This window comes from Sphingopyxis sp. JAI108, assembly GCF_013410105.1.
Taxonomy (GTDB): domain Bacteria; phylum Pseudomonadota; class Alphaproteobacteria; order Sphingomonadales; family Sphingomonadaceae; genus Sphingopyxis; species Sphingopyxis chilensis.
In genome coordinates this window covers 1,026,982-1,048,728 of record NZ_JACCCJ010000001.1, presented here as the reverse complement: position 1 = coordinate 1,048,728, position 21,747 = coordinate 1,026,982, and the positions used below count along the sequence as shown (strand labels likewise).

Below are 21,747 nucleotides of genomic sequence, written 5' to 3'. Positions count from 1 at the left end.
AATGCCATGGCCAAAGCCGAAATCAAGACCAGGGCAACCGAGATCCCGGTTGCCGATTTCATCGCGGCTCTTCCCGATGCGCGCCGCCGCGAAGAGGCAGCCACGATCGATGCGATGCACCGCCGCGTTACCGGCCTCGAACCCAGGATGTGGGGGCCGTCGATCATCGGTTATGGCAGCTATGACTATGTCTATGACAGCGGTCATTCGGGGACGATGTGCCGTGCCGGCTTCTCACCCCGAAAGGCCGCGATGACACTCTATCTGATGGGCAATTACTGCGGCCAAAAGAATGAGGCCGACGCGCTGTTTGCCAAACTCGGCAAATACAAGACGGGCAAATCCTGCCTCTACATCAACAAGCTCGCCGACGTGGACCTCGATGTCCTCGAACAGATCGTCGCGCTGAGTTGGGACAGCATGAACAAATATTATCCCGAATAGCGATCTTCCGCCGCCGCCATGTAATCGCGCGTCAGCGGCAGCGCGTGGCGGCTGCGCGCGAACTGGATCTGGTAATTGCCCATACCGCCGCTTTCGAACGCCGCCGTAGCCCCCGCAAGGTAGAAGCACCACATGCGGAAGAAGCGGACGCCCATCATGCGGGTTATCTCGGCCTCGTGCGCCAGGGTCCGCGCATACCATTGGCGCAGCGTCAGGGCATAATGCAGCCGCAGTGTTTCGATATCGGTGGCAATCAGCCGGCTCTTCTCGCTCGCCGCCAATGTTTCGCTGAGCGCAGGGATGTAGCCGCCGGGGAAGATATATTTGCGGGTGAAGGCGTCGGTCGATCCGGGCTTGCCGAACCGGCCGATCGTGTGGAGCAGCATCACCCCGTCGGCGGTCATCAAATTGGCGGCGGCGCGGAAAAAGGTCTCGAAATTGGGCGCGCCGACATGCTCGAACATGCCGACCGAAACGATACGGTCAAACCGTCCCGCCTCGCGCGCGGCAAGGTCGCGATAGTCGATCAGTTCGAATTGGACGCGATCGGCGACCCCGGCCGCCGCGGCGCGCTGGCGCGCGAGCGCAAGCTGCTCCTCGGACAATGTGATCCCCAGCACCTCGACCTGCTCGAGCTTCGCGAGCGTGATCGCCATCCCGCCCCAGCCGCAGCCGATGTCGAGCACCCGCTGCCCCGGCGCGAGCGCGAGCTTCGCCGCGATATGCGCCTTTTTCGCGGCCTGCGCTTCCTCCAGCGTCATGCCGGGGCGCGGCCAATAAGCGCAGCTATATTGCATGTCCTCGTCAAGGAAGAGGCGGTAAAGCTCGTTACCGATGTCGTAGTGATGCTTGACGTTGGCGCGCGAACGGCGTTGGCGGTTGATCGAGCCGATCCGCGTCTTCACCCACTCGGCGCGCTGGCCCAGCCACGTCTTGTCGTGCAGCTTTGCGCCGCGGTCCCACGGCGTGTTCGAGCGGATGAGCGCGACCAGCTCCATGATGTCGCCTTCGACCAGCTCCATCTCGCCATCCATGAACGCCTCGGCGGCGCCGATGCGCGGATCGAGGATAATACGGCGCATTCCCCTGCGGCTGGTGAAACGGATGGTGACATTGGGGAAGCCGTCGGCCGGCTGGCCATATTCCTCGCGCGAGCCATCGGGCGCGACGACGGTCAGCCGTCCCTGGCGAATGATCCGGGAGAGAAACGGACGCAGAATCGACATATTTTATGCACCGAACAATTGCACCGCGAAAAGGCCGAGGTCAAATCCCGGCATACCATTCATAATCGATGCGATCCTCCCAATAGCCGCCCCTGCCCGCGCCAATGCCGTCGAGGCTCGCGACAGCCTCGATCGCGGTGACATATTTGGCGTGCTTATACCCCAGCTGGCGCTCGATCCGCAGACGCAGCGGCGCGCCGTTGGCGATCGGCAGCACGGCATCATTCAGCGCCCAGGCCAGGATCGTCTGCGGATGGCGCGCGTCGACCATGTCGCAACTTTCATAGTAGAGCGCGTCGCCGAGCCGGTCGGCGCAGCGGAAGACGATATAGCCCGCGCTGTCCTTCACCCTGGCCGCAGCGAGGATGCGGCTCAGCTGCACGCCCGTCCATTGCCCGATCGCGCTCCACCCCTCGACGCAATCGTGGCGTGTGATTTGCGTGCGCTGCGGCATCGACCGGATGTCGGCCATCGACAGCGACAGCGGCCGCGCGACGAGGCCGGAGACGCGGACGCGCCAGTCGGCAAAGCCGCTCGCCGCGTGCGCGGAATAGTCGGCGCCGGCGGGCAGGCGCGTGCCGTTGGGACGGAAATAGGGCGACAGGTCGGCGCGGGTGAATTCGCGCGCGAGCGCACCGCGTTCGATCAGCGCGCGCTGGCTCGCACGGTTCATTTCCTCACCCATCGCCAATATCTTGCGAACCGCGGGCGCGTCGTTGATCGCGTCGCAGCCCGACAGCAGCGGCAGCGTGCCGGCCGCGGCGACAAGCCCACCGGCGCGCGCAATGAGCTGGCGGCGGGGGAGGAGGATGTCGCTCATGCGGCTTCCTCCCGTTCGGGCGGCAGGCGGAACCACCCCGTGACCATCGAGCGAAGCTCGTTGACCGGCCCTGCGAGCAGCACCATCGCGATGTGGACGAGGAAGAAGGCGACAAGGGCCCATGCGGTAATGAAATGGATCGAACGCGCCGACTGGCGCCCGCCGAAGATGTCGAGCAGCCACGGCCAGGCCGCGTTCATTCCGGGCGACATGGTGAGCCCCGTCGCGATCATCAGCGGCAAAGCGATAAAGATGACGCCGATATAGCTGAGCTTTTGCAGGATGCCGTAGCGCGCCGCCGCCTCACCGCGAGGGAAACGCAGCCGCGCGTGATCCTTGACGTCGTGCCAGATATGGCGCGGCGACCATTCGGCGCGGCGCACGCGCAGATCCTTGCCCAAATGCCCGCCAAAGAGCGTCCAGAGCATGTAGAGCGCCAGTCCGATCGACAGCACCCACGCGAACAGCAAATGCCAGCGCCGTCCGTCGGCGAGGCTGTAGCTCGTCGGGATCGTCGCCCAGCCCGGAAAGGCCCAGGTCTTCGCAACCCCTTGCGCGTCGGTCCAGCGGCCGAGCACGCCCGTCGTTTCGATCCTTTGATCGCCTATACGCAGATAGCCGCTATCCGGCGTCGATCCGATCACCAGCCACGCGCGGTCGAAGTTCGCGCCATATTCGCCCCAATAAAGGCGCGGGTGCGCATTGAAGATCATCAGCCCGCTCATCAGCAGAACCAATAGCGCGGCGGCATTGACCCAATGCCAAATACGCGCCGGCAACCGGTGGCGATAAACGCGCACCGGTCCGGCAGGCTTTGGGGGAGCGACGGGAGTTTCAGGCTCGGCCATGGTCCCGGTTCGCTCCTTTCCTTCGATCGGTTACGCGGCGACCTCCGCGGCATATTCCTCGCGATAGCGATTGCGCAAGCTGACCTTGTCGATTTTTTCGCTGCCGAGCTTGGGCAACGCGTCGTTCGACATCCAGATCTTGCACGGCACCTTGTAAGGGGCGAGGCGTGCGCTGAGGAAGGAACACATATCCTCCGACCCGACGCTGCTGCCGGACTTCATCCAGATCACCGCGCCGACGACTTCGCCGAGCCGCTCGTCGGGCAGGCCGAAGACGGCACATTCGTTCGCCTCGGGATGCTCATAGATCGCGGCCTCGACTTCCTGGCAGCTGATATTCTCGCCGCCGCGGATGATGATGTCCTTCTTGCGGTCGACGATGAAGAGGTAGCCATCCTCGTCGAGATAGCCGAGGTCGCCCGAGCGGAAATAGCCATTGTCGAAGAAGGCCGCCTTCGTCGCCGCTTCATTGTTCCAATAGCCTTCGAAATTGCAGACCGACCGGATGCAGACTTCGCCGACGCCGCCCTGCGGCACCGGCTCGCCATTATCGTCGAGGATCGCCAGATCGACGAGCGGTTTGGACGCCGGCCCCGTCGACATCGGTTTCGCGAGATAATTTTCGTTGATGATGCCGCATCCGACCGCATTGGTTTCGGTGAGGCCATAGCCAAGCAGCGGCTTGCCTTCGCCCATTTCGGTCGCGAGACGCTTCACATGCTCGGGCGGCCGCGGCGCGCCACCGCCAGCGTAGCTCTTGCACGTCGACAGGTCGTAATTCTTGCGGTTCGGGTGGATCAGGATTTCATAGCTCATCAGCGGCACGCCGACGAAATAGTTGCACTTTTCGTCCTGAATCAGCCGCATCGCCTCTTCGGCGTTCCATTTCGGCATCAGCACCAGTTTCCGCCCCAACGCGAAGCTTTGCAGGAACACCGGAATTTCCGCGGTGACGTGGAACAGCGGCGTGCAGATCAAGGTGGCCGGCTGGATATCCGACATCTGCCCGTCCTCGGTCAGCAGGTGGACGATGCTCGCGGTCTGCGTGACATAGTTGAAGATCGCCTGGCACACGGCCTCATGGCGCGAATAGGCGCCCTTCGACTGGCCGGTCGAGCCCGAGGTGAAGAGGATCGTCGCCAGATCCTGCCCGGTCAGCGCCGGCAGCACCGTCTCCGCGCTGCCGCCTGCCCCGGTGATCGGCGCGATGGCCTGATCGATCGGCCGGGTGAGATCGAGCGTGATCACCTTGGCGCCATGTTCGGCCTCTTCGAGCCGCGCCGCGCGCTGGACGTCGGCGATGACGAGCTTGGCTTCGCTGTCGAGGATGCCCGCGGCGAGTTCGCCGCCCTGCCACCAGCCGTTAAGCAAGGTCGCGCAGCCGCCCGCCATCAATATCCCGATATAGGTGACGCACCACGCATTGGCATTGCGCATCGCGAGGCCGACGCGGTCGCCGCGCTGGACCCCGAAACCATCGACCAGACCAGCCGCGACCTGCCGCGCCGCCATATAGACCTGTTTGAACGACAGTCGCTCGTCGCCTTCGACAAGGAAGGTCGCGTCGCCATGCTGCATGGCAAAAAACGCAACATAATCGGCGAGGTTGGTCGGCGCGTTGGTGATGAAGGGCAGCTGGCGACCGAAGCGTTCGACGGACCCGACCTGGATCGGTCCGCCCGGACCGGTGATCAGATTATAGGCGGCTTCCAGGCGCAAATCGAGCGCTGATGGCATGTTTCATCTCTCCTCTTGGTCTCGCTCGCCTAACCCCTTATGGGGAGGCCTCTCCTGGGGAAGGACAGCGCGACAATATGTTTCTTTTTGCAACCTTAGCCGAAGCAACGCAATATCTTAACTTTCAGGATCTGATGGGACCGAACAGCGAGATCGCGTTCAGCGTCTTCGGCTTGCCCATCCGCTGGTATGCGCTCGCCTATCTGGCCGGGATTTTCGTTGGTTACTGGTATCTTCTAAAGCTGATTGCGCAGCCCGGCGCCCCGATGGCGCGGCGTCACGCCGACGACATGATCTTCTATGCCATGCTCGGGATCATTCTTGGCGGACGGCTCGGCTATGTGATCTTCTATAACCTCGGCAACTATGTTCAGGACCCGGTCTCGATCTTTAAATTATGGGACGGCGGCATGTCGCTGCACGGCGGCGTCGTCGGCGTGCTCGTCGCGATCTGGTACGTGACGCGCAAGGACAAGCTCAGTTTCCTGCGCTTTTGCGACTATGTCGCGTGCGTCGTCCCCTTCGGCCTCTTTTTCGGCCGCCTCGCCAATTTCGTGAACGGCGAGCTGTGGGGCCGCGCGACCACCGTTCCCTGGGCGATCATCTTTCCGGACAGCGGCACGATGGACCCGCGCCACCCGAGTCAGCTTTACGAAGCGGGCCTCGAAGGGATCGTAATGATGGCGGTCCTCGCCTTCTTATTCTGGCGGACCGACGCGCGCTACAAGCCCGGCTTCCTGTTCGGCACGGCAGCGATCATCTATGGCCTCAGCCGCTTCGCGGTCGAGTTCGTGCGCGAGCCCGACGTCCAGCTCGGCACCTTGTCCTGGGGGCTGACGATGGGACAAACGCTGACCATTCCCATGCTGCTCGCAGGCGTCTGGCTCGTTGTAACCGCGAAGGGACGCCGCCACCGGGTCGAGCCCATCGCCGGACCCGATGCCGTCGCGTGAGGGGTCGCCGCGTGACGGCCCGCCGACCCCCGACGAACTGATAAGCCAAATCGCGTCGGCGCGTCCGGCGACGGTCGCCGATTATATGGCGGCCGCCAACGCGCATTATTATGCGACCCGCGATCCGCTCGGCGCCGCCGGCGATTTCACCACCGCGCCCGAAATCAGCCAGATGTTCGGCGAGATGATCGGCATCTGGATCGCCGATCTTTGGAACCGTGCGGGCAACCCCGCCTTTCATTATGTCGAACTCGGCCCCGGCCGCGGGACGCTTGCCGCCGATGCGCTGCGCGTGATGGCACGTTTCGGCTGCGCCCCGCAGGGCATCCATCTCGTCGAGACGAGCCCGACGCTACGCGAAGCCCAGCGCGTGCGCCTGCCGGGCGCCGAGCATCATGACGAAGTCGATGCGCTGCCCGACGATGCACCGATGATCATCGTCGCCAACGAGTTTTTCGACGCGCTGCCGGTCCATCAATATATCCGCACATCCCGCGGCTGGCGCGAACGCTTGGTCGAACGCCGCGACAGCGCTCTGGTACCCGTCGCAGGCGAGGTTCCGGCGGAGGAGGCCGTCCCCGCGTCGCTGCGCGACCAGCCCGAAGGGACGATCGTCGAAACCGCCCCCGTATCGGCCGCGATCATGCAACGCTGCGCCTTCCGGCTTGTGCGGCAGGGCGGCGCGATGCTGGCGATCGACTATGGCTATAGCGGCCCTGCGGCGGGCGACACGCTGCAGGCGGTCAAGGCGCACCGGTTCGTCGACCCCTTCGCCGATCCGGGCGAGGTCGACCTGACCGCGCACGTCGATTTTGCAGCGCTGGCCGATATCGCGCAAGGCGCGGGCGCGGCAGCGAGCGCGCTCGCGACGCAGGGCGACTGGCTGCGACGGATGGGCATCGAAGCCCGGTTGCAGTCGCTGATCGCGGCCGCGCCCGACCGCGCCGATGAATTGCAGGGCCAGCGCGACCGGCTCGTCGAACCGAAAGCGATGGGCAGTTTGTTCAAGGCGATGGCCTTCGCCGCACCGGGCTGGCCGACGCCCGCAGGATTTACAGGAGATACTGCATGACCGTCATTCAATTGGCAAAACCGGCCGATGCCGAGGCGATCGCTGCCTTTGCCAACGGCTCCTTCACCCACACTTTCGGCCATATCTATGACCCGGCCGACCTCGCGACTTTCCTCGCGGACTGGAACCCGCCGGAGCGCGTGCGCGCGCAGATCGCCAGCGATGACCATGACGTCGCGCTCGTCCGCGACGATGCAGGCGCGATCCTCGGCTATATCAAGATGGGGCCGGTCGATTTCGCGCTGCCCGAGGGCCAGCCGACCGGCAGCGCGGTCGAACTGCACCAGCTCTACGTCGCCGAAGCGGCCAAGGGCACGGGTGTCGCCGTCGCGCTCATGGACTGGGGCATCGCGTGGGCGCGCGGGCGCGCGTCGACCCTCTATCTCACAGTCTTTACCGAGAATGACCGCGCGCAGGCTTTCTACCGCCGCTACGGCTTCTACGACGTCGGCCGAAACGAATTTCGCGTCGGCAACCATATCGACGAAGACCGCTTTTTCAGGCTCGACCTGTGAGCGTCCCCTTCGTCACCGGGCCGACGCTCGACGGCATCGCGCACGGCTTTTTCGGGCGCCGCGGCGGCGTCTCGGCCGGCGATCTCGCCTCGCTCAACTGCGGCCTCGGATCGGGCGACGACCCCGCACTTATAGCGGAGAACCGCCAGCGCGTTGCCGAAGCTGTCCTGCCCCATGCGACTCTCACCGGCCTCTATCAGGTCCATGGCAACCGCTGCATCGTCGTCGATGACAGCTCCGACCTCACCGCCCGGCCCGAGGCCGATGCCCATGCCACGCGCACGCCCGGCATCCTGCTCGGCATCTTGACCGCCGACTGCGTTCCCGTCCTCTTCGCCGACCGCGAGGCCGGGGTCGTCGGTGCAGCGCACGCCGGCTGGAAGGGCGCGCTCGCGGGCGTCACCGACGCGACGCTCGATGCGATGGAGAGCCTCGGCGCGCGCCGCGCCACCATCGCCGCCGCGATCGGTCCGTGCATCGGCCGCGCGTCCTATGAAGTCGACGAAGGCTTTATGCAGCGCTTCCTCACCGGCGATCCCGCGAACGAACGCTTCTTCGCGGCGGGCAAACCCGGCCATGCGATGTTCGACATCGCCGCTTATGTCGCCGCGCGGCTTGCCGCGGCGGGCGTCACGCGAATTGCCATCGGCGGGCAGGACACCTATGCCTTGCCGCAAGATTATTTCAGCTATCGCCGCGCGTGCCACAAAGGGGAAAACACCTATGGCCGCCAGCTATCGGTGATCGGGTTGGCGGGAGGATGAGGGGGCGATGACGAGGACGCGCTGGCTGGGATTGATCGGCGGCCTCGTCGTCTTTGGCATCATGCTCCTGCTCCCCGCACCCGCGGGCATGGAGCCGACCGCCTGGCATGTCGCGGCGCTGACGGTGCTGATGGCGGTGTGGTGGATGACCGAGGCGCTGCCGCTCACCGTCACAGCGCTCCTTCCTTTCCTAACGGTCCCCGTGTTCGGCGTGATGGATGCCAATGCGATCGCAAAGGAATATTATTCGCCGATCCTGTTCCTGATCCTCGGCGGCGCCTTCCTCGCGCTCGCGATCGAGCGCGTCGGGCTGCACCGGCGTCTCGCGCTCGCTCTGCTCAAGCGCGCCGCGCCCACCGCGACCGGCCTGCTCTTCGCCTTCATGGCGGCCACCGCGCTGCTCAGCATGTTCATCTCGAACACCTCGACCACGCTGATCATGATCCCGATCGCGCTGGCGGTCGTTCGCGCGGGCGGCGTGCGGGACGGGGAGACTGACGGCTTTGCGGGCGCTGTGATGATGGGCATCGCCTTCGCCGCCTCGCTCGGCGGGCTCGGTACGCTCGTCGACAGTCCGACCAATGCGATCGCCGCCGGACTGATCGAAAAGGCGCTCGATCTGCGGATCTCCTTTCTGGACTGGGCGATCTATGGCGTTCCGGTCGTGCTGCTATCGGTGCCCGTCGCGATGTTCGCCGTCGCACGCGTCCAGCGGCTCGCCGACCATCCGTTCGACGGCCGCGCCGCCGCATCGGCGCTCGGCAACCAGGCGATCTGGTCGACCGCCGAGCGCCGCGTCATCCCGATCTTCCTCCTCGTCCTCGGCGCGTGGATCGCGCAGCCCTGGCTCGAACCGATGCTACCCGACGGCGCGCTGACCGACGGCACGATCGCCGTTGCGGGAAGCCTGTTGCTGTTCGTCCTGCCCGACGGCACCGGCCGCCCGCTGCTGCTGTGGAAAGAAGCCGACCGCGCGCCTTGGGGCGTCATCATGATGTTCGGCGGCGGGCTGGCGCTTGCCGCCGCGATCACCGCCAGCGGTCTCGCGGCATGGCTGGGCGCGGTGCTCGCCCCGCTCGGCGACATCCCGACGATCCTGCTCGCCGCGATCATCGTTGCGCTCACCATCCTGATCACCGAATTTGCGAGCAATGTTGCGACCGCGAGCGGGATCATGCCCGTACTCGCGGCGCTCATCGCCGCGACCGGTGCGGACCCAATCCTGCTCGCTTTGCCCGTCGCGATGGCGGCAAGCTGGGGCTTCATGCTGCCGTCGGGCACCGGGCCCAATGCGCTCGCCTGGGCGACGGGCCATATCGCGCTGCCGCGCATATTGAAGGCCGGGCTCGCGCTCGACATCGTCGGCGTGCCGCTGCTCATCGGCGTCATCTGGTCCATCGCGCTGCTCGGATAACCCGCGCAATATAGTTTCAAACGAAACTTGGCGCGTTATAAGGGCTGCAACATTCAAGGAGCATCTCATGGCCATGCGCGGCAAACCCAAGACGAACAGCAAGAAAATCGGCGATCGCGAACTCAGCCCCGCCACGCTGATGATGGGGCTCGGCTATGACCCGGTGCTCTCCGAAGGCTCGCTGAAGCCGCCGATTTTCCTGACCTCGACCTTCGCGTTCGAAAGCGCGGCGGCGGGCAAGCGTTTCTTCGAGCATATCACGGGCAAGCGCGAAGGGCCGGCCGACGGCCTCGTCTATTCGCGCTTCAACGGCCCGAACCAGGAAATCCTTGAAGACCGGCTTGCGGTCTGGGACGGCGCCGACGACAGCCTTGTCTTTTCGAGCGGCATGTCGGCCATCGCCACATTGCTCCTCGCGCTGGTGAATCAGAACGACGTGATCGTCCACTCGGGCCCGCTCTATGCTGCCACGGAGTCGCTGATCGCGCGCATCCTGTCGCGCTTCGGCGTGAGCTTCGTCGACTTCCCCGCCGGCGCGACGCGCGAGGAAATCGACACGATCCTCGCGCGCGCGCAAACGCTCGCCGACGAAAAGGGCGGCAAGGTCGCGCTCGTCTATCTCGAAAGCCCGGCGAACCCGACCAACGCACTCGTCGATGTCGAGGCCGTCCGCGCCGCGCGTGACGCCGCCTTCACGGACGAACAGAAACCCGCGATCGCGATCGACAACACATTCCTCGGCCCGCTGTGGCAGCAGCCGCTGAAACAGGGCGCCGAACTCGTCATCTACAGCCTCACCAAATATGCCGGCGGCCATTCGGACCTCGTCGCGGGCGGGGTGTCGGGCGACCAGCGCCTGCTCGACATGATCCGTCCGATGCGCAACACGATCGGGACGATCTGCGACCCCAATACGGCGTGGATGTTGCTGCGCAGCCTCGAAACGCTCGAACTCAGAATGACCCGCGCGGGCGAAAATGCGCTGAAGGTCTGCACTTTCCTCCGCGATCACCCAAAGGTTGAAGGACTGGGCTATCTGGGTTTCATCACCGACCCGCGCCAGAAGGATATCTTCGACCGCCATTGCACCGGCGCCGGATCGACCTTCTCGCTCTTCATCAAGGGCGGTGAAGAAGAAAGCTTCCGTTTCCTCGATGAGCTCAAGATCGCGAAGCTCGCGGTCAGCCTCGGCGGCACCGAAACGCTCGCGAGCCATCCCGCCGCGATGACGCATCTGTCGGTCCCCGACGAACGCAAGAAGGCGCTCGGCATCACCGACAATCTGGTGCGCATATCGGTCGGGATCGAGGATCCCGACGACCTGATCGCCGACTTTGCGCAGGCGCTCGACGCGGTCTAACGACCGCGGCGCGCGCGCCAGTCGACGACCTGCCAGCCCATTTTCGGCGCGAGAAGTTTCAACCCCCGCGACGGCGTCGTCGCGACCGCTTCGTCGGCGAAGTGCAGCATCGGATGGTCGGAAACATGGTCCGAATAAGCGCGGACATGCGCCGCCTCGCGCGTGATCTCGTTGGCGGCAAGCCAGTCCGAGATGCGCGCGAACTTCGCTTCGCCATAGCAATTGTCGCCCGCCAGCCGCGCGTGGATATGATCGGCGCCGTCGGGTTCGTCGAGCTGGGTCGCGAGCACATCGTCGATCGCGAGCCGTCGCGCGATCGCATCGACGTAGAGATGGAACGAAGCCGTCGCGAGCAGCAACCGATACCCCGCCGCGCGGTCTGCTGCGATCTGCTCGAGCGCGGCCGGATGCAGCCCGCGCTCGACCACCCGGTCGGCGTAACTTTCAGCGAGCGGCGCGATTTCCGCGCGCGTGAAACGCCGCCCGACGAGCAGCCGGAGGTTGATGGCCTTCAGCCGCGACCGGTCGATCAGCCGCAGCGACCAGGCGGCACCCGCCAGCCCGACGAGCGGCAGAAAGAGCAATCGCCATTGCTGGCGCCGCCGTGCAACATGAATGAGGAAACCGCTGTAAGTCCCTGAACGCGTTATCGTCCGGTCCATGTCATACATGGCAATGCGATGTGCATAGTCTGGGACCTGAGTGGCAAGCGGATCATCCATCCCTCTTCTTTAGTAGAGGGACGTGGCACCGCCAAGACATCGCAAGCTGCACCATGGATTCGCTTGCCGTGGTCGGGCAAATAAGACAATGTCGCCCGCACGATGGTGGCCAGGGCGGATTTCGAACATAGCGACGGAGCGAATGGCGCCGAAGTCCGCTTCACAGGCCGGCTGACGCTCGCCCGTCTGGGCGACGTGCCCGCGCGGCTCGACGCACTCGGCCCGATCGCGACGATCGACCTGTCGGCGATCGACCGGATCGACACGGTCGGCGCATGGATCGTGACCCGCGCCGCCAAGGAACATGGCTCGAAAGTCGTCGGCGCGAGCGCCGAGGCCGAGCGCCTGCTCGAAGCGCTCGCCAGCGACAAGAGCGAATATCGCATCCACCGCGACCGCCGCCCCGCCTGGATGCGGATGCTCGAACAGGTCGGTACCGCGAGCGTCGCGATCTGGAACGAACTGCTCGGCATCGTCGGTTTTTTCGGCGCGATGATCGTCGCGATCGGCAATCAAATTCGCGCGCGCCGGCGCCTGCGCTGGAACGCCATCGTGACCCGTTTTCAGACCGTCGGCGTTGACGCCCTCCCCATCATCGGGCTGATGAGCTTCCTGATCGGAATCGTCATCGCACAGCAGGGCGCGGTGCAGCTCGAACAATTCGGGCTCGAGGTTTTCACGATCAATCTCGTCGGCCGCGCCTCGATCCGCGAACTCGGGCTGCTGATGACCGCCATCATGGTCGCGGGCCGCTCGGGATCGGCCTTCGCGGCGCAGATCGGCACGATGAAGCTGACCGAAGAGGTCGATGCGATGCGCACGATCGGCGTGTCGCCGATGGAGGCGATCGTGCTGCCGCGCGTTGCCGCCTCGACAATCACCATGCCGTTGCTTGGCTTTTATGCCAGCCTGTGCGCGATCGCCGGGGGCGGCGCCTTTGTCTGGATCGGGCTCGACATCCCGCCGCTCACCTATATCCAGCGTCTGCGCGAAATCATTCCGATGACCGATTTCTGGATCATGCTGATCAAGGCGCCGGTGTTCGGCATCCTGATCGGTGTGACTGGCTGCTATGAGGGCATGCAGGTGCGCCAGAACGCCGAGGAAGTCGGCCAGCGCACGACCTCGGCGGTGGTCGCCGCGATTTTTCTCGTCATCGTTCTCGACGCCCTTTTCGCGGTCTTCTTTTCGACGCTCGGGTGGAATTGATGGCCGAAGAGACCGACATCGAAATCCGTGAGGAACTCGCCGCCGCCGACGCGGTGCGGCCCGAAAAATTCGAGCGCGCCATCTGTATCCGCGGCCTCAAGAACCAGTTCGGCGATGCGGTGATCCACGACGGGCTCGACCTCGACGTGCGGTCGGGAGAGATCCTCGGCGTCGTCGGCGGTTCAGGAACGGGCAAGTCGGTGTTGATGCGTTCGATCATTGGGCTGCAAACGCCGGCGGCCGGCGAAATCGAAGTCTATGGCAAGACGCTCGACACGATCGCCGATGAAGAGGAATCGCGCGACCTGCGCCGGCGTTGGGGCGTGATGTTCCAGGGCGGCGCGCTTTTTTCGACGCTGAGCGTCGCCGAGAATATCCAGGTGCCGCTGCGCGAATATTATCCGCGGCTCGACAAGCGGCTGCTCGACGAGATTGCCGCCTACAAGGTCGAGATGGTAGGGCTGCCACCCGATGCAGGGCCCAAATATCCCGCCGAGCTTTCGGGCGGGATGGTGAAGCGCGCCGGCCTCGCCCGCGCGCTCGCGCTCGATCCGGCGCTGCTCTTTCTCGACGAGCCCACAGCGGGCCTTGATCCGATCGGCGCCGCGAAGTTCGACGAGCTCATTCGCGAACTGGCCGACACGATGGGTCTCACCGTCTTCCTTATCACCCACGATCTCGACACGCTTTATGCGACCTGCGACCGCGTCGCGGTGCTCGCGGAAAAGAAGGTGATCGCGGTCGGCACCATCCCCGAACTGCTTGCCACCGAGCATCCGTGGATACAGGATTATTTCAATGGGCCCCGCGGCCGCGCGGCCGCGGGCGGGAACCAAACCGCGCGAGCGCAATAGGAACAGCTATGGAAACACGCTCGAACAATGTCCTCGTCGGCGCCTTTGTCCTCTTTTTCACGGCGGCGCTAGCGGTCTTTGTCGTGTGGCTTGCCAACGACAGCGGCGGCGCTAAGCGCGAATATGACATATTTTTCAAACAGTCGGTCGACGGGCTGAACAAGGGCGCACAGGTGCAATTTTCCGGCGTGCCGTCGGGACAGGTGCGCGAGATCGCCTTGTGGCCCGACGATCCGCAGTTCGTGCGCGTGCGGATCGAGGTGAACGAAGGCGTCCCGGTGCTGCAAGGCACGACTGCCGCGCTCGAGGGCGTCGGCTTCACCGGCGTGTCGCAGATATCTCTCGACGGCGCGGTCAAGGGCGCGCCGCCCATCACCGACAAGGGCCCCGCGGGCAAGCCGGTGATCCCGACGCGCGTCGGTGGGCTCGGCGAACTGCTCAACACGGCACCGCAGCTGCTTCAGCGCCTCTCGACGCTCAGCGAGCGTCTCGCCGAGCTGGCGGACGACAAGAATCAGGAAAGCTTCGCAAATATCCTGAATAATGTCGAAGCGACGACCGCGACGCTGGCGCGCAACGGCCCGGCGCTCGAACGCGCGCTTGCCGACACGCGGATCGCGATCCAGCAGGCCGGGCAGGCCGCCGAGCAGATCGGCAGTCTCGCAGCGGCGACGCAAGGAACGATCGACCGAAATGTCGATCCCGCGATGCGCAATTTGCGCGACACGCTCGCCTCCGCGAACGAGTCCATGAAGACCCTTGAGGGCGCGATCGGCGATGCGCGGCCTGGTCTCAAGACCTTCAGCGAAACGACGATCCCCGAAGCCAATGCGTTGATCCGCGACCTCCGCCGCACGTCCACCTCGCTGTCGAGCCTGACCGACAAGCTCGACCAGCAGGGCGCCGGCGCGGTGATCAGCGGCAGCAAGCTCCCCGATTACAAGGAATGAAGACCGCCATGATTCGTCGCCTCCGCACTCCGCTGCTCGCCATGCTCGGCGCGGCAACGCTTTCGGCCTGCTTCAGCCTCGGCGGCAAGCCGCCACCCTTCCTGCTGACGCTCGACCCCGACGCGGCGCCCGCTGTGGGAACGGCGCGCACGGCCGCCGAAGCATCGACGCTGACGATCCTGATTCCGACCGCCCCGCAAAAGTTGCGCACGACGCGCATCCCCGTGCAGCAGGACGACACGAGCGTGGCCTACGTGAAGGACGCGCAATGGGTCGAGGCGCCATCGCGCCTGTTCCAGCGGCTGGTGTCCGAGACCGTCGCCGCGCGCACGTCGCGCGTCGTGCTCGACGAGGGGCAATATCTGACCGCGCCAGGCGAGCAGCTCGCCGGGCAACTCATGGAATTCGGCGTCGATGCACGATCGAACGAAGCCGTCGTCGCCTACCAGGCGATGCTCGTGGCGGCGGGTGGCAAGACGGTCACGCAGCGCCGCTTCGAGGTGCGCGAGCCGATCGGCGGCAAGGTGGAAGCCAGACCGGTCGGCGAGGCGCTGACCCGCGCCGCGAACAAGGTCGCCGTGGACGTCGCGGGATGGCTCGCCGAATAGGAATCGTTCCGCGAGCCATATCCATTTCGATTACCCCTTAGGTAATCGCTTAGCCCTATTCGTCGCCCTATCGTCCCCCCATCGCATCGACAGGAGGGATGAATGCACAGGCGCGAAATCATGTCATTGGCAGGCCTTTTCGCGGCAGGAGCATTTTTGCCGCCCGCCCGCGCTCTCGCCGCAGCCCCGCAGGCGAGGCGACCGGCCGAGAGTTTCGTCGCCGCCAGGGACGGGACGTCGCTGTTCGTCCGCGACTGGGGCGCAGGTCGGCCCGTCCTGTTCCTGTCGGGCTGGGCGCTGCCATCCGATTTCTGGGGTTATCAGATGCTTGGCGTCACGCGGAAGGGCTATCGCGCGATCGCCTATGACCGGCGCGGGCACGGCCGCTCGGCCGATCCGGGCCGCGGCTACGACCATGACACGCTCGCCGACGATCTGGCGGCGGTCATCGACGGACTGGAGCTCGACGGCGTGACCGTCGTCGCGCATTCGATGGGCGGCACCGAGGTCGCGCGTTATTTCGCGCGGCACGGCGGGCGAGGTATCGCGCGCGTGGTGCTTGTCGGCACGATCACGCCCTGCCTGATGAAGCGCGCCGACAATCCCGGCGGCGTCGATCCGGTGACGCTCGCCGCGGGGGCCGACCTGCTCGCGCGCGATTTCCCGGCATGGATCGCCGCCAACACCAAGCCCTTCTTCACGCCCGAGACCTCGGCAGCGATGGTGACATGGGGTCAGGCGATGATGATGTCGACCTCGCTGCTGGCGGCGGCGCAGCTGGCGCAGGCGAATTTCGCTACCGATTTCCGAGCCGATGTGCGGCGGATCGACGTTCCGGCGCTGATCATTCACGGCGACCGCGATGCCTCGGCGCCCTTGGCGCTGACGGCCAGGGCGACCGCGGCCCTGATTCCGCAGGCGACGCTCAGCCTCTATGACCAAGCGCCTCACGGGCTGCCGCTGACGCATGTCGAGCGGCTGAACGCCGATCTGCTCGCCTTTCTCGCGAGCGCCTGAGGCGCTTGCCATCGCGCCGACATCGACCTAGGAGCGCCGCCACGACACTCCCAAGTCGATGCGCGCAGCCTCTTTCGGGTTTCCGGCTGCGCCCATTCCTTCGAGCCCGGAAATTCGAAGGAAATCAAAAATGGGGTGGCTCATCCTCGCAATCGCCGTCTTCACCGAAATCGTCTGGGCACTCAGCCTGAAATGGGCCGCAACGGCCGGGTCGTGGCAGGCGTCGCTCGTTCCGGTTTCGCTCAGTTTCCTGAACATGGCGCTGCTCGCCTTCGCGATGCGCGAAATATCCGCGGGAACGGCCTATGCGATCTGGACCGGGCTCGGCGCCATCGGCGTGATCATCGGCGGCATCATCCTGTTCGGCGAGAAGGTGAGCGCCGTGCAACTTGGCTTCATGGCGCTGATCGTCGTGGGCGTCGCCGGGACGAAGCTCTTCGCCCCCGCCTGACGGGCACGCTCAACCGAGCAGGCTCTTCGAAGCCTGCTCCATTACGTCGCGCGATAGCCCGGGCTGCGCAAGGACGCGCTCCAGTTCGGCCTTCATCAGCGCCTGCCGGCCCTCGTCGAACCGCTTCCAGCGGCCGAGCGGCGGGATCATCTTCGCCGCAGTTTGCGGATTCTTTGGATCGAGCGCGATGACGAGGTCGGCGATCAGCCGGTAGCCCGCGCCGTCGGCCCGGTGGAACGCCGCCTGATTGCCCGTGAGCGCACCATAGAGCGAACGCACGCGATTGGGATTGGTCAACGTAAAGTCGGGATGCAGCGCAAGCTCCTTCACCGCGTCGACCGTGTCGGGACGCAGCGACCATGCCTGCACCTGGAACCATTTGTCGAGCACCAGCGGGTTGTCGCGATAGCGCTGATAGAAAATGTCGAGCGCCGCCACGCGCTCTTCGCTGTCGCCATGCGCCAGCGTCGCGAGCGCGGCCTGCCGTTCGGTCATCCCGTCGGCATCGGAGAAGACGCGAAACGCCAGCGCGGCGGCATCATCAAAACCTGCCGCCGCAAGATAAGCGAGCGCGACGCCGCGCAGACGTCGCGCGCCCTTCGCCCCGGGCGACAGGTCCGTCGCCGGCGGAGCACCGCCGGAGAGGATCGCACGCCACTCCCCTTCCAGCGCGGCGCCGATCGCGGCTTGCAATGCCAGTCGATCACGGCGGATCGCATCGGGGTCGACCGTCACCATCTGATCGCCGATAAAGGCTTCGCTGGGAAGCAGCACCGCCTCCGCAACGAAAGCAGGATCGCCGGTGCGGCCCGCCAGTGTCTGCGCCACGGCGTCGATCACCGCGTTGCGGCCGCCGCCCTTCCCCGACACCGCGGCGACGAGTGCGTCAAGCATCAACTGCTGCAACGCCTCATAGCGGGCGAACGGATCGTCGTCATTCGCGGCGAGCCAGGCAAGTTCGCCTTCTTCGCGCGCGAAATCGACGATCACCGGCGCCGAAAAACCGCGGTTGATCGAAAGCATCGGCCGGCTGGTATACCGACCGAGCGGCACCGCCATTTCGGCGCGGTCGAGCAGCAAGAGCTGCTCGCCCTCTTCGCCTTGGCCGCCGTGCGGATCATAGGCCTTGATGCGCAGCGGGATCAGCATCGGTGCCTTATCGGGCTGTCCCGGTGTCGGCGGCACGGCCTGCGCCAGATGGAGCATATAATCGCCGGTCGCCGCATCGGTGTCGATCCGCGCGGTAATCCGCGGCGTGCCCGCCTGCCCATACCACAGGCGAAACTGACCGAGATCGACTTGCGCGCCATCCTCGATCGCGCGCACAAAATCCTCGCACGTCGCCGCTTCGCCGTCGTGGCGTTCGAAATAAAGGTCGGTGCCCTTTCGGAACCGCTCCGGCCCCACCATCGTCGCCATCATCCGGATGATCTCGGCGCCCTTGTTATAGACAGTGGCGGTATAGAAGTTCGAGATTTCCTGATAGCTATCGGGGCGGATCGGGTGCGCGAGCGGCCCCGCATCCTCGGGAAATTGCGCGGCGCGAAGCAAGCGGACATCCTCGATCCGCTTGACCGCGGGCGAGCCCATGTCGGCCGAGAAATTCTGGTCGCGAAAGACGGTGAAGCCCTCTTTCAGGCTCAATTGGAACCAGTCGCGGCAGGTAACGCGGTTGCCCGACCAGTTGTGAAAATATTCGTGCGCGACAACGCCTTCGACGCCGTCATAATCGAGGTCGGTCGCGGTATCGGGATCGGCGAGGATGTAACGGGTGTTGAAGATGTTCAGCCCCTTGTTCTCCATCGCCCCCATGTTGAAATCGCCGACCGCGACGATGTTGAACAGGTCGAGGTCATATTCGCGGCCATAGACCTCCTCGTCCCATTTCATGCTGTTCCTGAGTGCGTCCATCGCGTGCCCGGTGCGCCCCTCGTCGCCCGCGCGCACCCAGATGCCGAGTTCGACTTTTCGCCCCGACATGGTCCTGAAGCTGTCGCGGTTGACGACAAGATCGCCCGCGACGAGCGCGAAGAGGTAGGAGGGTTTCGGCCATGGATCTTCCCACAAAGCCCAGTGCGTGCCGCCTTCCCCGTCACCCCGATCGACGCAATTGCCGTTCGAAAGCAGAATCGGGAAGGCCGCCTTGTCGCCCTCCATGCGAACCTTGTAGCGGCTGAGCACATCGGGCCGGTCGGGGTGGAAGGTGATGCGGCGAAAGCCCTCCGCCTCGCACTGGGTGCAAAGCATGCCGTTGGAGGCATAGAGCCCCATCAGCTGCGTATTGGCGGCCGGGTTGATGACTGTCTCGATTTCGACCATCGCTTCGGGCCGGTCGCCCAGATCGATCACGAGATCGGGCCCATCCATCCGCCAATCATTCCATCCCTCGCCATCGACGCGCACCACCGCGGCGGTCAGCCCGTCACCGCGTAGCACGAGCGGCGCCGGCGCATCGACATGGCGCACGACGGACAGCGTCGACGCCACCCTCGTTTCATCGAGCCCCAGCGCGAAATCGAGCGTGATGTCGGGAACCTGCCATTCGGGCGGGCGATAATCGCCGCGATGGATCGTGGCAGGAATGGCGGGCGTGGAGGAAGCATCGGTCATCTATTCGATCTAGGCATGGCGCCGCCGACGCGCAATAAGGCGCGCGATGGTACAGATGCTGATTTTCGGAATGGGCTATGCCGCGAGCCATCTCGCCGGGCGCCTCCGCGCGCGCGGCTGGGAGGTGATCGGGACAACGCGGGACGGACGCGGCGACACGACCGCATTTGACGACGCGGCGGCGGTGCTCGCCGCGCTGCGGACATCGACGCATATCCTGTCGTCGGTGCCTCCCGCCGAAGGCGACGATCCGGTCCTCTCGCGCTATGGAGACGCGATCGCCATCGCGCCTGCCGCATGGACCGGCTATCTTTCGTCGACCGGCGTCTATGGCGATGCCGGAGGTGCATGGGTCGACGAAAGCGCGCCGGTCAAGGGCCGTCGGCCCGACCGCAATGCCGCCGATGCGGAATGGCGGGCACTACGCGGCGACGTTCGCGTTTTTCGTCTTCCCGGCATCTATGGCCCCGGCCGCTCGATTCTCGATCGCATCGCCGAAGGTCGCGCGCATCGCATCACATCGCCCGACCAGGTCTTCAGCCGCATCCACATCGACGATATCGCCGGCGGCGTCATCGCGTCCTTCCGTGGGCCTGCAGGGGTATACAATCTCGCCGACGACGAGCCCTGCCACCAGAACCGCCTCGTCGAATGGGGCTGCGTAATGCTTGGTGCCCCGCTCCCACCGCTGCGATCACTGGACGAAGCCGGCCTGTCACCTGCCGCGCGCGCCTTCTACGCCGAGAACCGCCGCGTCGCGAACGGCAAGGCAAAGCGCCTGCTCGGCTGGACACCGCGCTATCCCAGCTTTCGCGAGGGGCTGGCGGCAGGCGCCTAGATCAGCACGTCCACCGTGTGGATCAACACACCAACCAGCCCGCCGACGAGTGTGCCGTTGATGCGGATATATTGCAAATCGTCGCCTACGGCGTTCTCAAGCCGGTCGGTGATCGTCTTCGCATCCCAGCCGCGGATGGTGTCGGACACCAGCTTGAGCGCAGTCTCGCCATAGCTGTCGACGATCCCCACGACCGCGCGGCGCGCATAGCGATTGAGCGTGCGTTTGATCCCCGCGTCTTCGCCCAGCATTGCACCGAATTGGGTGACGAGCTCGCCGATCCGCCCGGCGAGCATCGTGTCGGGATTGCGCGCAGCCTTGAGCAGCGCGGTGCGCCCCTGTTCCCACAGGCCGTCGAGCCAGCGCTTGACCGCCCTGTTTTCGAGCAACTCGTCGCGAACCCGTGCGACCTTCGCCTTCACTTCGGGGTCATGCTGCAGGTCGAGCGCCATCTTGGCGAGCCCTTCCTCGACGCGAATACGCAGCGGGTGCGTCTCGTCGACCGCCATTTCGCTCAAAAGCTTCGACAGCCCGGCGACGATGCGGTTGGAAATGCTTTCGTCGAGACCGGTAAAACGCACGATCGCGTTCGAATTGTCGTGCACCATCTGGTGGATCAGATGCTCGTTGAGTTCGAGCGTCTTCGATCCCCATTTGACCATCGCGTCGAGCAGCGGCTGGTGCCGCCCCTCGGCAAGCGCCGCCTGCAAGGCCTGACCGAGCAAGGGGGCGACGTCGAGTTCGCGCAGGCGATCGGCGATCGCCGACTTCACCATGCCGCCCAGCCGCTGCTGGTCGAGCGCACCCAAACCGTCGGCGATGATCCGCGATGCGCCGAGCCGCAGCCGCCCGCCGCCCTCGCCCGGTTCCGACAGGAACTTGCCGACCGCGCCCGCGACGTCGACCGTTTGCATCTTGCGCGCGATCAGCCGCGGCAGCAGGAAATTCGTGAGCAGGAAACGCGCGAGCGTGTCGCCGATGCGGTTCTTGTTGCGCGGAACGATTGCGGTGTGCGGGATGGGCAGCCCCATCGGATGGCGAAACAGCGCCGTGACCGCGAACCAGTCGGCGAGCCCGCCGACCATCGCCGCCTCGGCGAAGGCGCGGACGAAACCGATCGCGGGATGGACATCCTGATAAGTTTTGGCGCCGACAAAGACGATCGCCATGACGACGAGCATTCCGGTCGCCACGACGCGAATGTTCGAGCCTCTTGCCGGTATGGAAACGCCAATCGGCCGGGCGGAAACGCTGTCGGTCATGCGAACCAAATGGCGAAAGCCGCCAAAGGTTGCAACCGGCGCGACGCGATGCCGCACCGGTCGCTGGTAATTT

Annotated in this window: 21 protein-coding genes; 14 read left to right on the top strand and 7 right to left on the bottom strand. The window is 65.2% G+C overall.

The window, feature by feature from the left end; genetic code table 11:
- Positions 1-6: 6 nt before the first annotated feature.
- A complete protein-coding gene (locus HDC29_RS04940) occupies positions 7-444 on the top strand; it encodes a DUF1801 domain-containing protein (protein WP_179494985.1) in 438 nt (145 codons plus the stop codon).
- Here HDC29_RS04940 and HDC29_RS04935 read toward each other — a convergent pair.
- The 4 genes from HDC29_RS04935 to HDC29_RS04920 are packed head-to-tail and all read right to left on the bottom strand — an operon-like array spanning position 432 to position 5,075.
- The gene (locus HDC29_RS04935; protein ID WP_179494983.1) at positions 432-1,670 is read right to left on the bottom strand and encodes a cyclopropane-fatty-acyl-phospholipid synthase family protein; all 1,239 of its coding nucleotides are present in this window, start codon (positions 1,668-1,670) and stop codon (positions 432-434) included. The two genes, HDC29_RS04940 and HDC29_RS04935, sit on opposite strands and share 13 nt — an antisense overlap.
- Positions 1,671-1,710: 40 nt before the next feature.
- Complete coding sequence (locus tag HDC29_RS04930; RefSeq protein ID WP_179494981.1) at positions 1,711-2,490, bottom strand: molybdopterin-binding protein; 780 nt, start codon at positions 2,488-2,490, stop codon at positions 1,711-1,713.
- Entirely contained in the window at positions 2,487-3,338 is an 852-nt protein-coding gene (locus HDC29_RS04925; protein WP_179494979.1) for a cytochrome b/b6 domain-containing protein, read from the bottom strand. The genes HDC29_RS04930 and HDC29_RS04925 overlap by 4 nt, the downstream gene beginning before the upstream one ends.
- Before the next feature lie 30 nt (positions 3,339-3,368).
- The gene (locus HDC29_RS04920; RefSeq protein ID WP_179494977.1) at positions 3,369-5,075 is read right to left on the bottom strand and encodes a class I adenylate-forming enzyme family protein; all 1,707 of its coding nucleotides are present in this window, start codon (positions 5,073-5,075) and stop codon (positions 3,369-3,371) included.
- Positions 5,076-5,152: 77 nt separating this feature from the next.
- On the opposite strand from HDC29_RS04920, the gene lgt reads away from it, so the two are divergent.
- The 6 genes from lgt to HDC29_RS04890 all read left to right on the top strand — a co-directional run bounded on the left by lgt (position 5,153) and on the right by HDC29_RS04890 (position 11,153).
- Entirely contained in the window at positions 5,153-6,028 is an 876-nt protein-coding gene (gene lgt, locus HDC29_RS04915) for a prolipoprotein diacylglyceryl transferase (RefSeq protein ID WP_179494975.1), read from the top strand.
- Complete coding sequence (locus HDC29_RS04910) at positions 6,015-7,100, top strand: class I SAM-dependent methyltransferase (protein ID WP_257018048.1); 1,086 nt, start codon at positions 6,015-6,017, stop codon at positions 7,098-7,100. The genes lgt and HDC29_RS04910 overlap by 14 nt, the downstream gene beginning before the upstream one ends.
- Positions 7,097-7,615, top strand: a complete 519-nt coding sequence (locus HDC29_RS04905) for a GNAT family N-acetyltransferase (protein WP_179494973.1) — start codon at positions 7,097-7,099, stop codon at positions 7,613-7,615. Before HDC29_RS04910 ends, HDC29_RS04905 begins: the two co-directional genes overlap by 4 nt.
- The gene (gene pgeF, locus HDC29_RS04900) at positions 7,612-8,379 is read left to right on the top strand and encodes a peptidoglycan editing factor PgeF (protein WP_179494971.1); all 768 of its coding nucleotides are present in this window, start codon (positions 7,612-7,614) and stop codon (positions 8,377-8,379) included. Before HDC29_RS04905 ends, pgeF begins: the two co-directional genes overlap by 4 nt.
- A 7-nt stretch (positions 8,380-8,386) precedes the next feature.
- Positions 8,387-9,793, top strand: a complete 1,407-nt coding sequence (locus tag HDC29_RS04895) for a DASS family sodium-coupled anion symporter (RefSeq protein WP_179494969.1) — start codon at positions 8,387-8,389, stop codon at positions 9,791-9,793.
- Between the two features lie 67 nt (positions 9,794-9,860).
- A complete protein-coding gene (locus tag HDC29_RS04890) occupies positions 9,861-11,153 on the top strand; it encodes a cystathionine gamma-synthase family protein (protein ID WP_179494960.1) in 1,293 nt (430 codons plus the stop codon).
- Here the strand turns inward: HDC29_RS04890 and HDC29_RS04885 are convergent.
- On the bottom strand, positions 11,150-11,875 hold the full coding sequence (locus tag HDC29_RS04885) for an HAD family phosphatase (RefSeq protein WP_179494958.1): 726 nt from the start codon (positions 11,873-11,875) through the stop codon (positions 11,150-11,152). The two genes, HDC29_RS04890 and HDC29_RS04885, sit on opposite strands and share 4 nt — an antisense overlap.
- Positions 11,876-11,977: 102 nt before the next feature.
- Here HDC29_RS04885 and HDC29_RS04880 point away from each other — a divergent pair, with 102 nt between their 5' ends.
- The 6 genes from HDC29_RS04880 to HDC29_RS04855 all read left to right on the top strand — a co-directional run bounded on the left by HDC29_RS04880 (position 11,978) and on the right by HDC29_RS04855 (position 16,964).
- Complete coding sequence (locus HDC29_RS04880; RefSeq protein WP_179494956.1) at positions 11,978-13,084, top strand: ABC transporter permease; 1,107 nt, start codon at positions 11,978-11,980, stop codon at positions 13,082-13,084.
- Entirely contained in the window at positions 13,084-13,938 is an 855-nt protein-coding gene (locus tag HDC29_RS04875) for an ABC transporter ATP-binding protein (protein ID WP_179494954.1), read from the top strand. The genes HDC29_RS04880 and HDC29_RS04875 overlap by 1 nt, the downstream gene beginning before the upstream one ends.
- An 8-nt stretch (positions 13,939-13,946) precedes the next feature.
- Positions 13,947-14,888 (top strand): MlaD family protein, encoded by a 942-nt coding sequence (locus HDC29_RS04870; protein WP_179494952.1) that lies wholly within the window; start codon positions 13,947-13,949, stop codon positions 14,886-14,888.
- A gap of 8 nt (positions 14,889-14,896) precedes the next feature.
- The gene (locus tag HDC29_RS04865; RefSeq protein ID WP_179494950.1) at positions 14,897-15,496 is read left to right on the top strand and encodes an ABC-type transport auxiliary lipoprotein family protein; all 600 of its coding nucleotides are present in this window, start codon (positions 14,897-14,899) and stop codon (positions 15,494-15,496) included.
- Between the two features lie 156 nt (positions 15,497-15,652).
- Positions 15,653-16,513, top strand: a complete 861-nt coding sequence (locus HDC29_RS04860) for an alpha/beta fold hydrolase (protein WP_257018047.1) — start codon at positions 15,653-15,655, stop codon at positions 16,511-16,513.
- Between the two features lie 130 nt (positions 16,514-16,643).
- Entirely contained in the window at positions 16,644-16,964 is a 321-nt protein-coding gene (locus HDC29_RS04855) for a multidrug efflux SMR transporter (protein ID WP_179494948.1), read from the top strand.
- 9 nt (positions 16,965-16,973) lie between these two features.
- Here the strand turns inward: HDC29_RS04855 and pepN are convergent, their stop codons facing one another.
- Positions 16,974-19,574 (bottom strand): aminopeptidase N, encoded by a 2,601-nt coding sequence (gene pepN / locus HDC29_RS04850; RefSeq protein ID WP_179494946.1) that lies wholly within the window; start codon positions 19,572-19,574, stop codon positions 16,974-16,976.
- Positions 19,575-19,620: 46 nt separating this feature from the next.
- On the opposite strand from pepN, the gene HDC29_RS04845 reads away from it, so the two are divergent.
- Positions 19,621-20,412, top strand: a complete 792-nt coding sequence (locus tag HDC29_RS04845) for an SDR family NAD(P)-dependent oxidoreductase (protein WP_179494944.1) — start codon at positions 19,621-19,623, stop codon at positions 20,410-20,412.
- On the opposite strand, the gene HDC29_RS04840 is transcribed toward HDC29_RS04845, so the two are convergent.
- Positions 20,409-21,674: a DUF445 domain-containing protein gene (locus HDC29_RS04840; RefSeq protein ID WP_179494942.1), complete on the bottom strand. Its 1,266-nt coding sequence runs from the start codon at positions 21,672-21,674 to the stop codon at positions 20,409-20,411. The genes HDC29_RS04845 and HDC29_RS04840 overlap by 4 nt on opposite strands.
- Positions 21,675-21,747 lie beyond the last annotated feature (73 nt).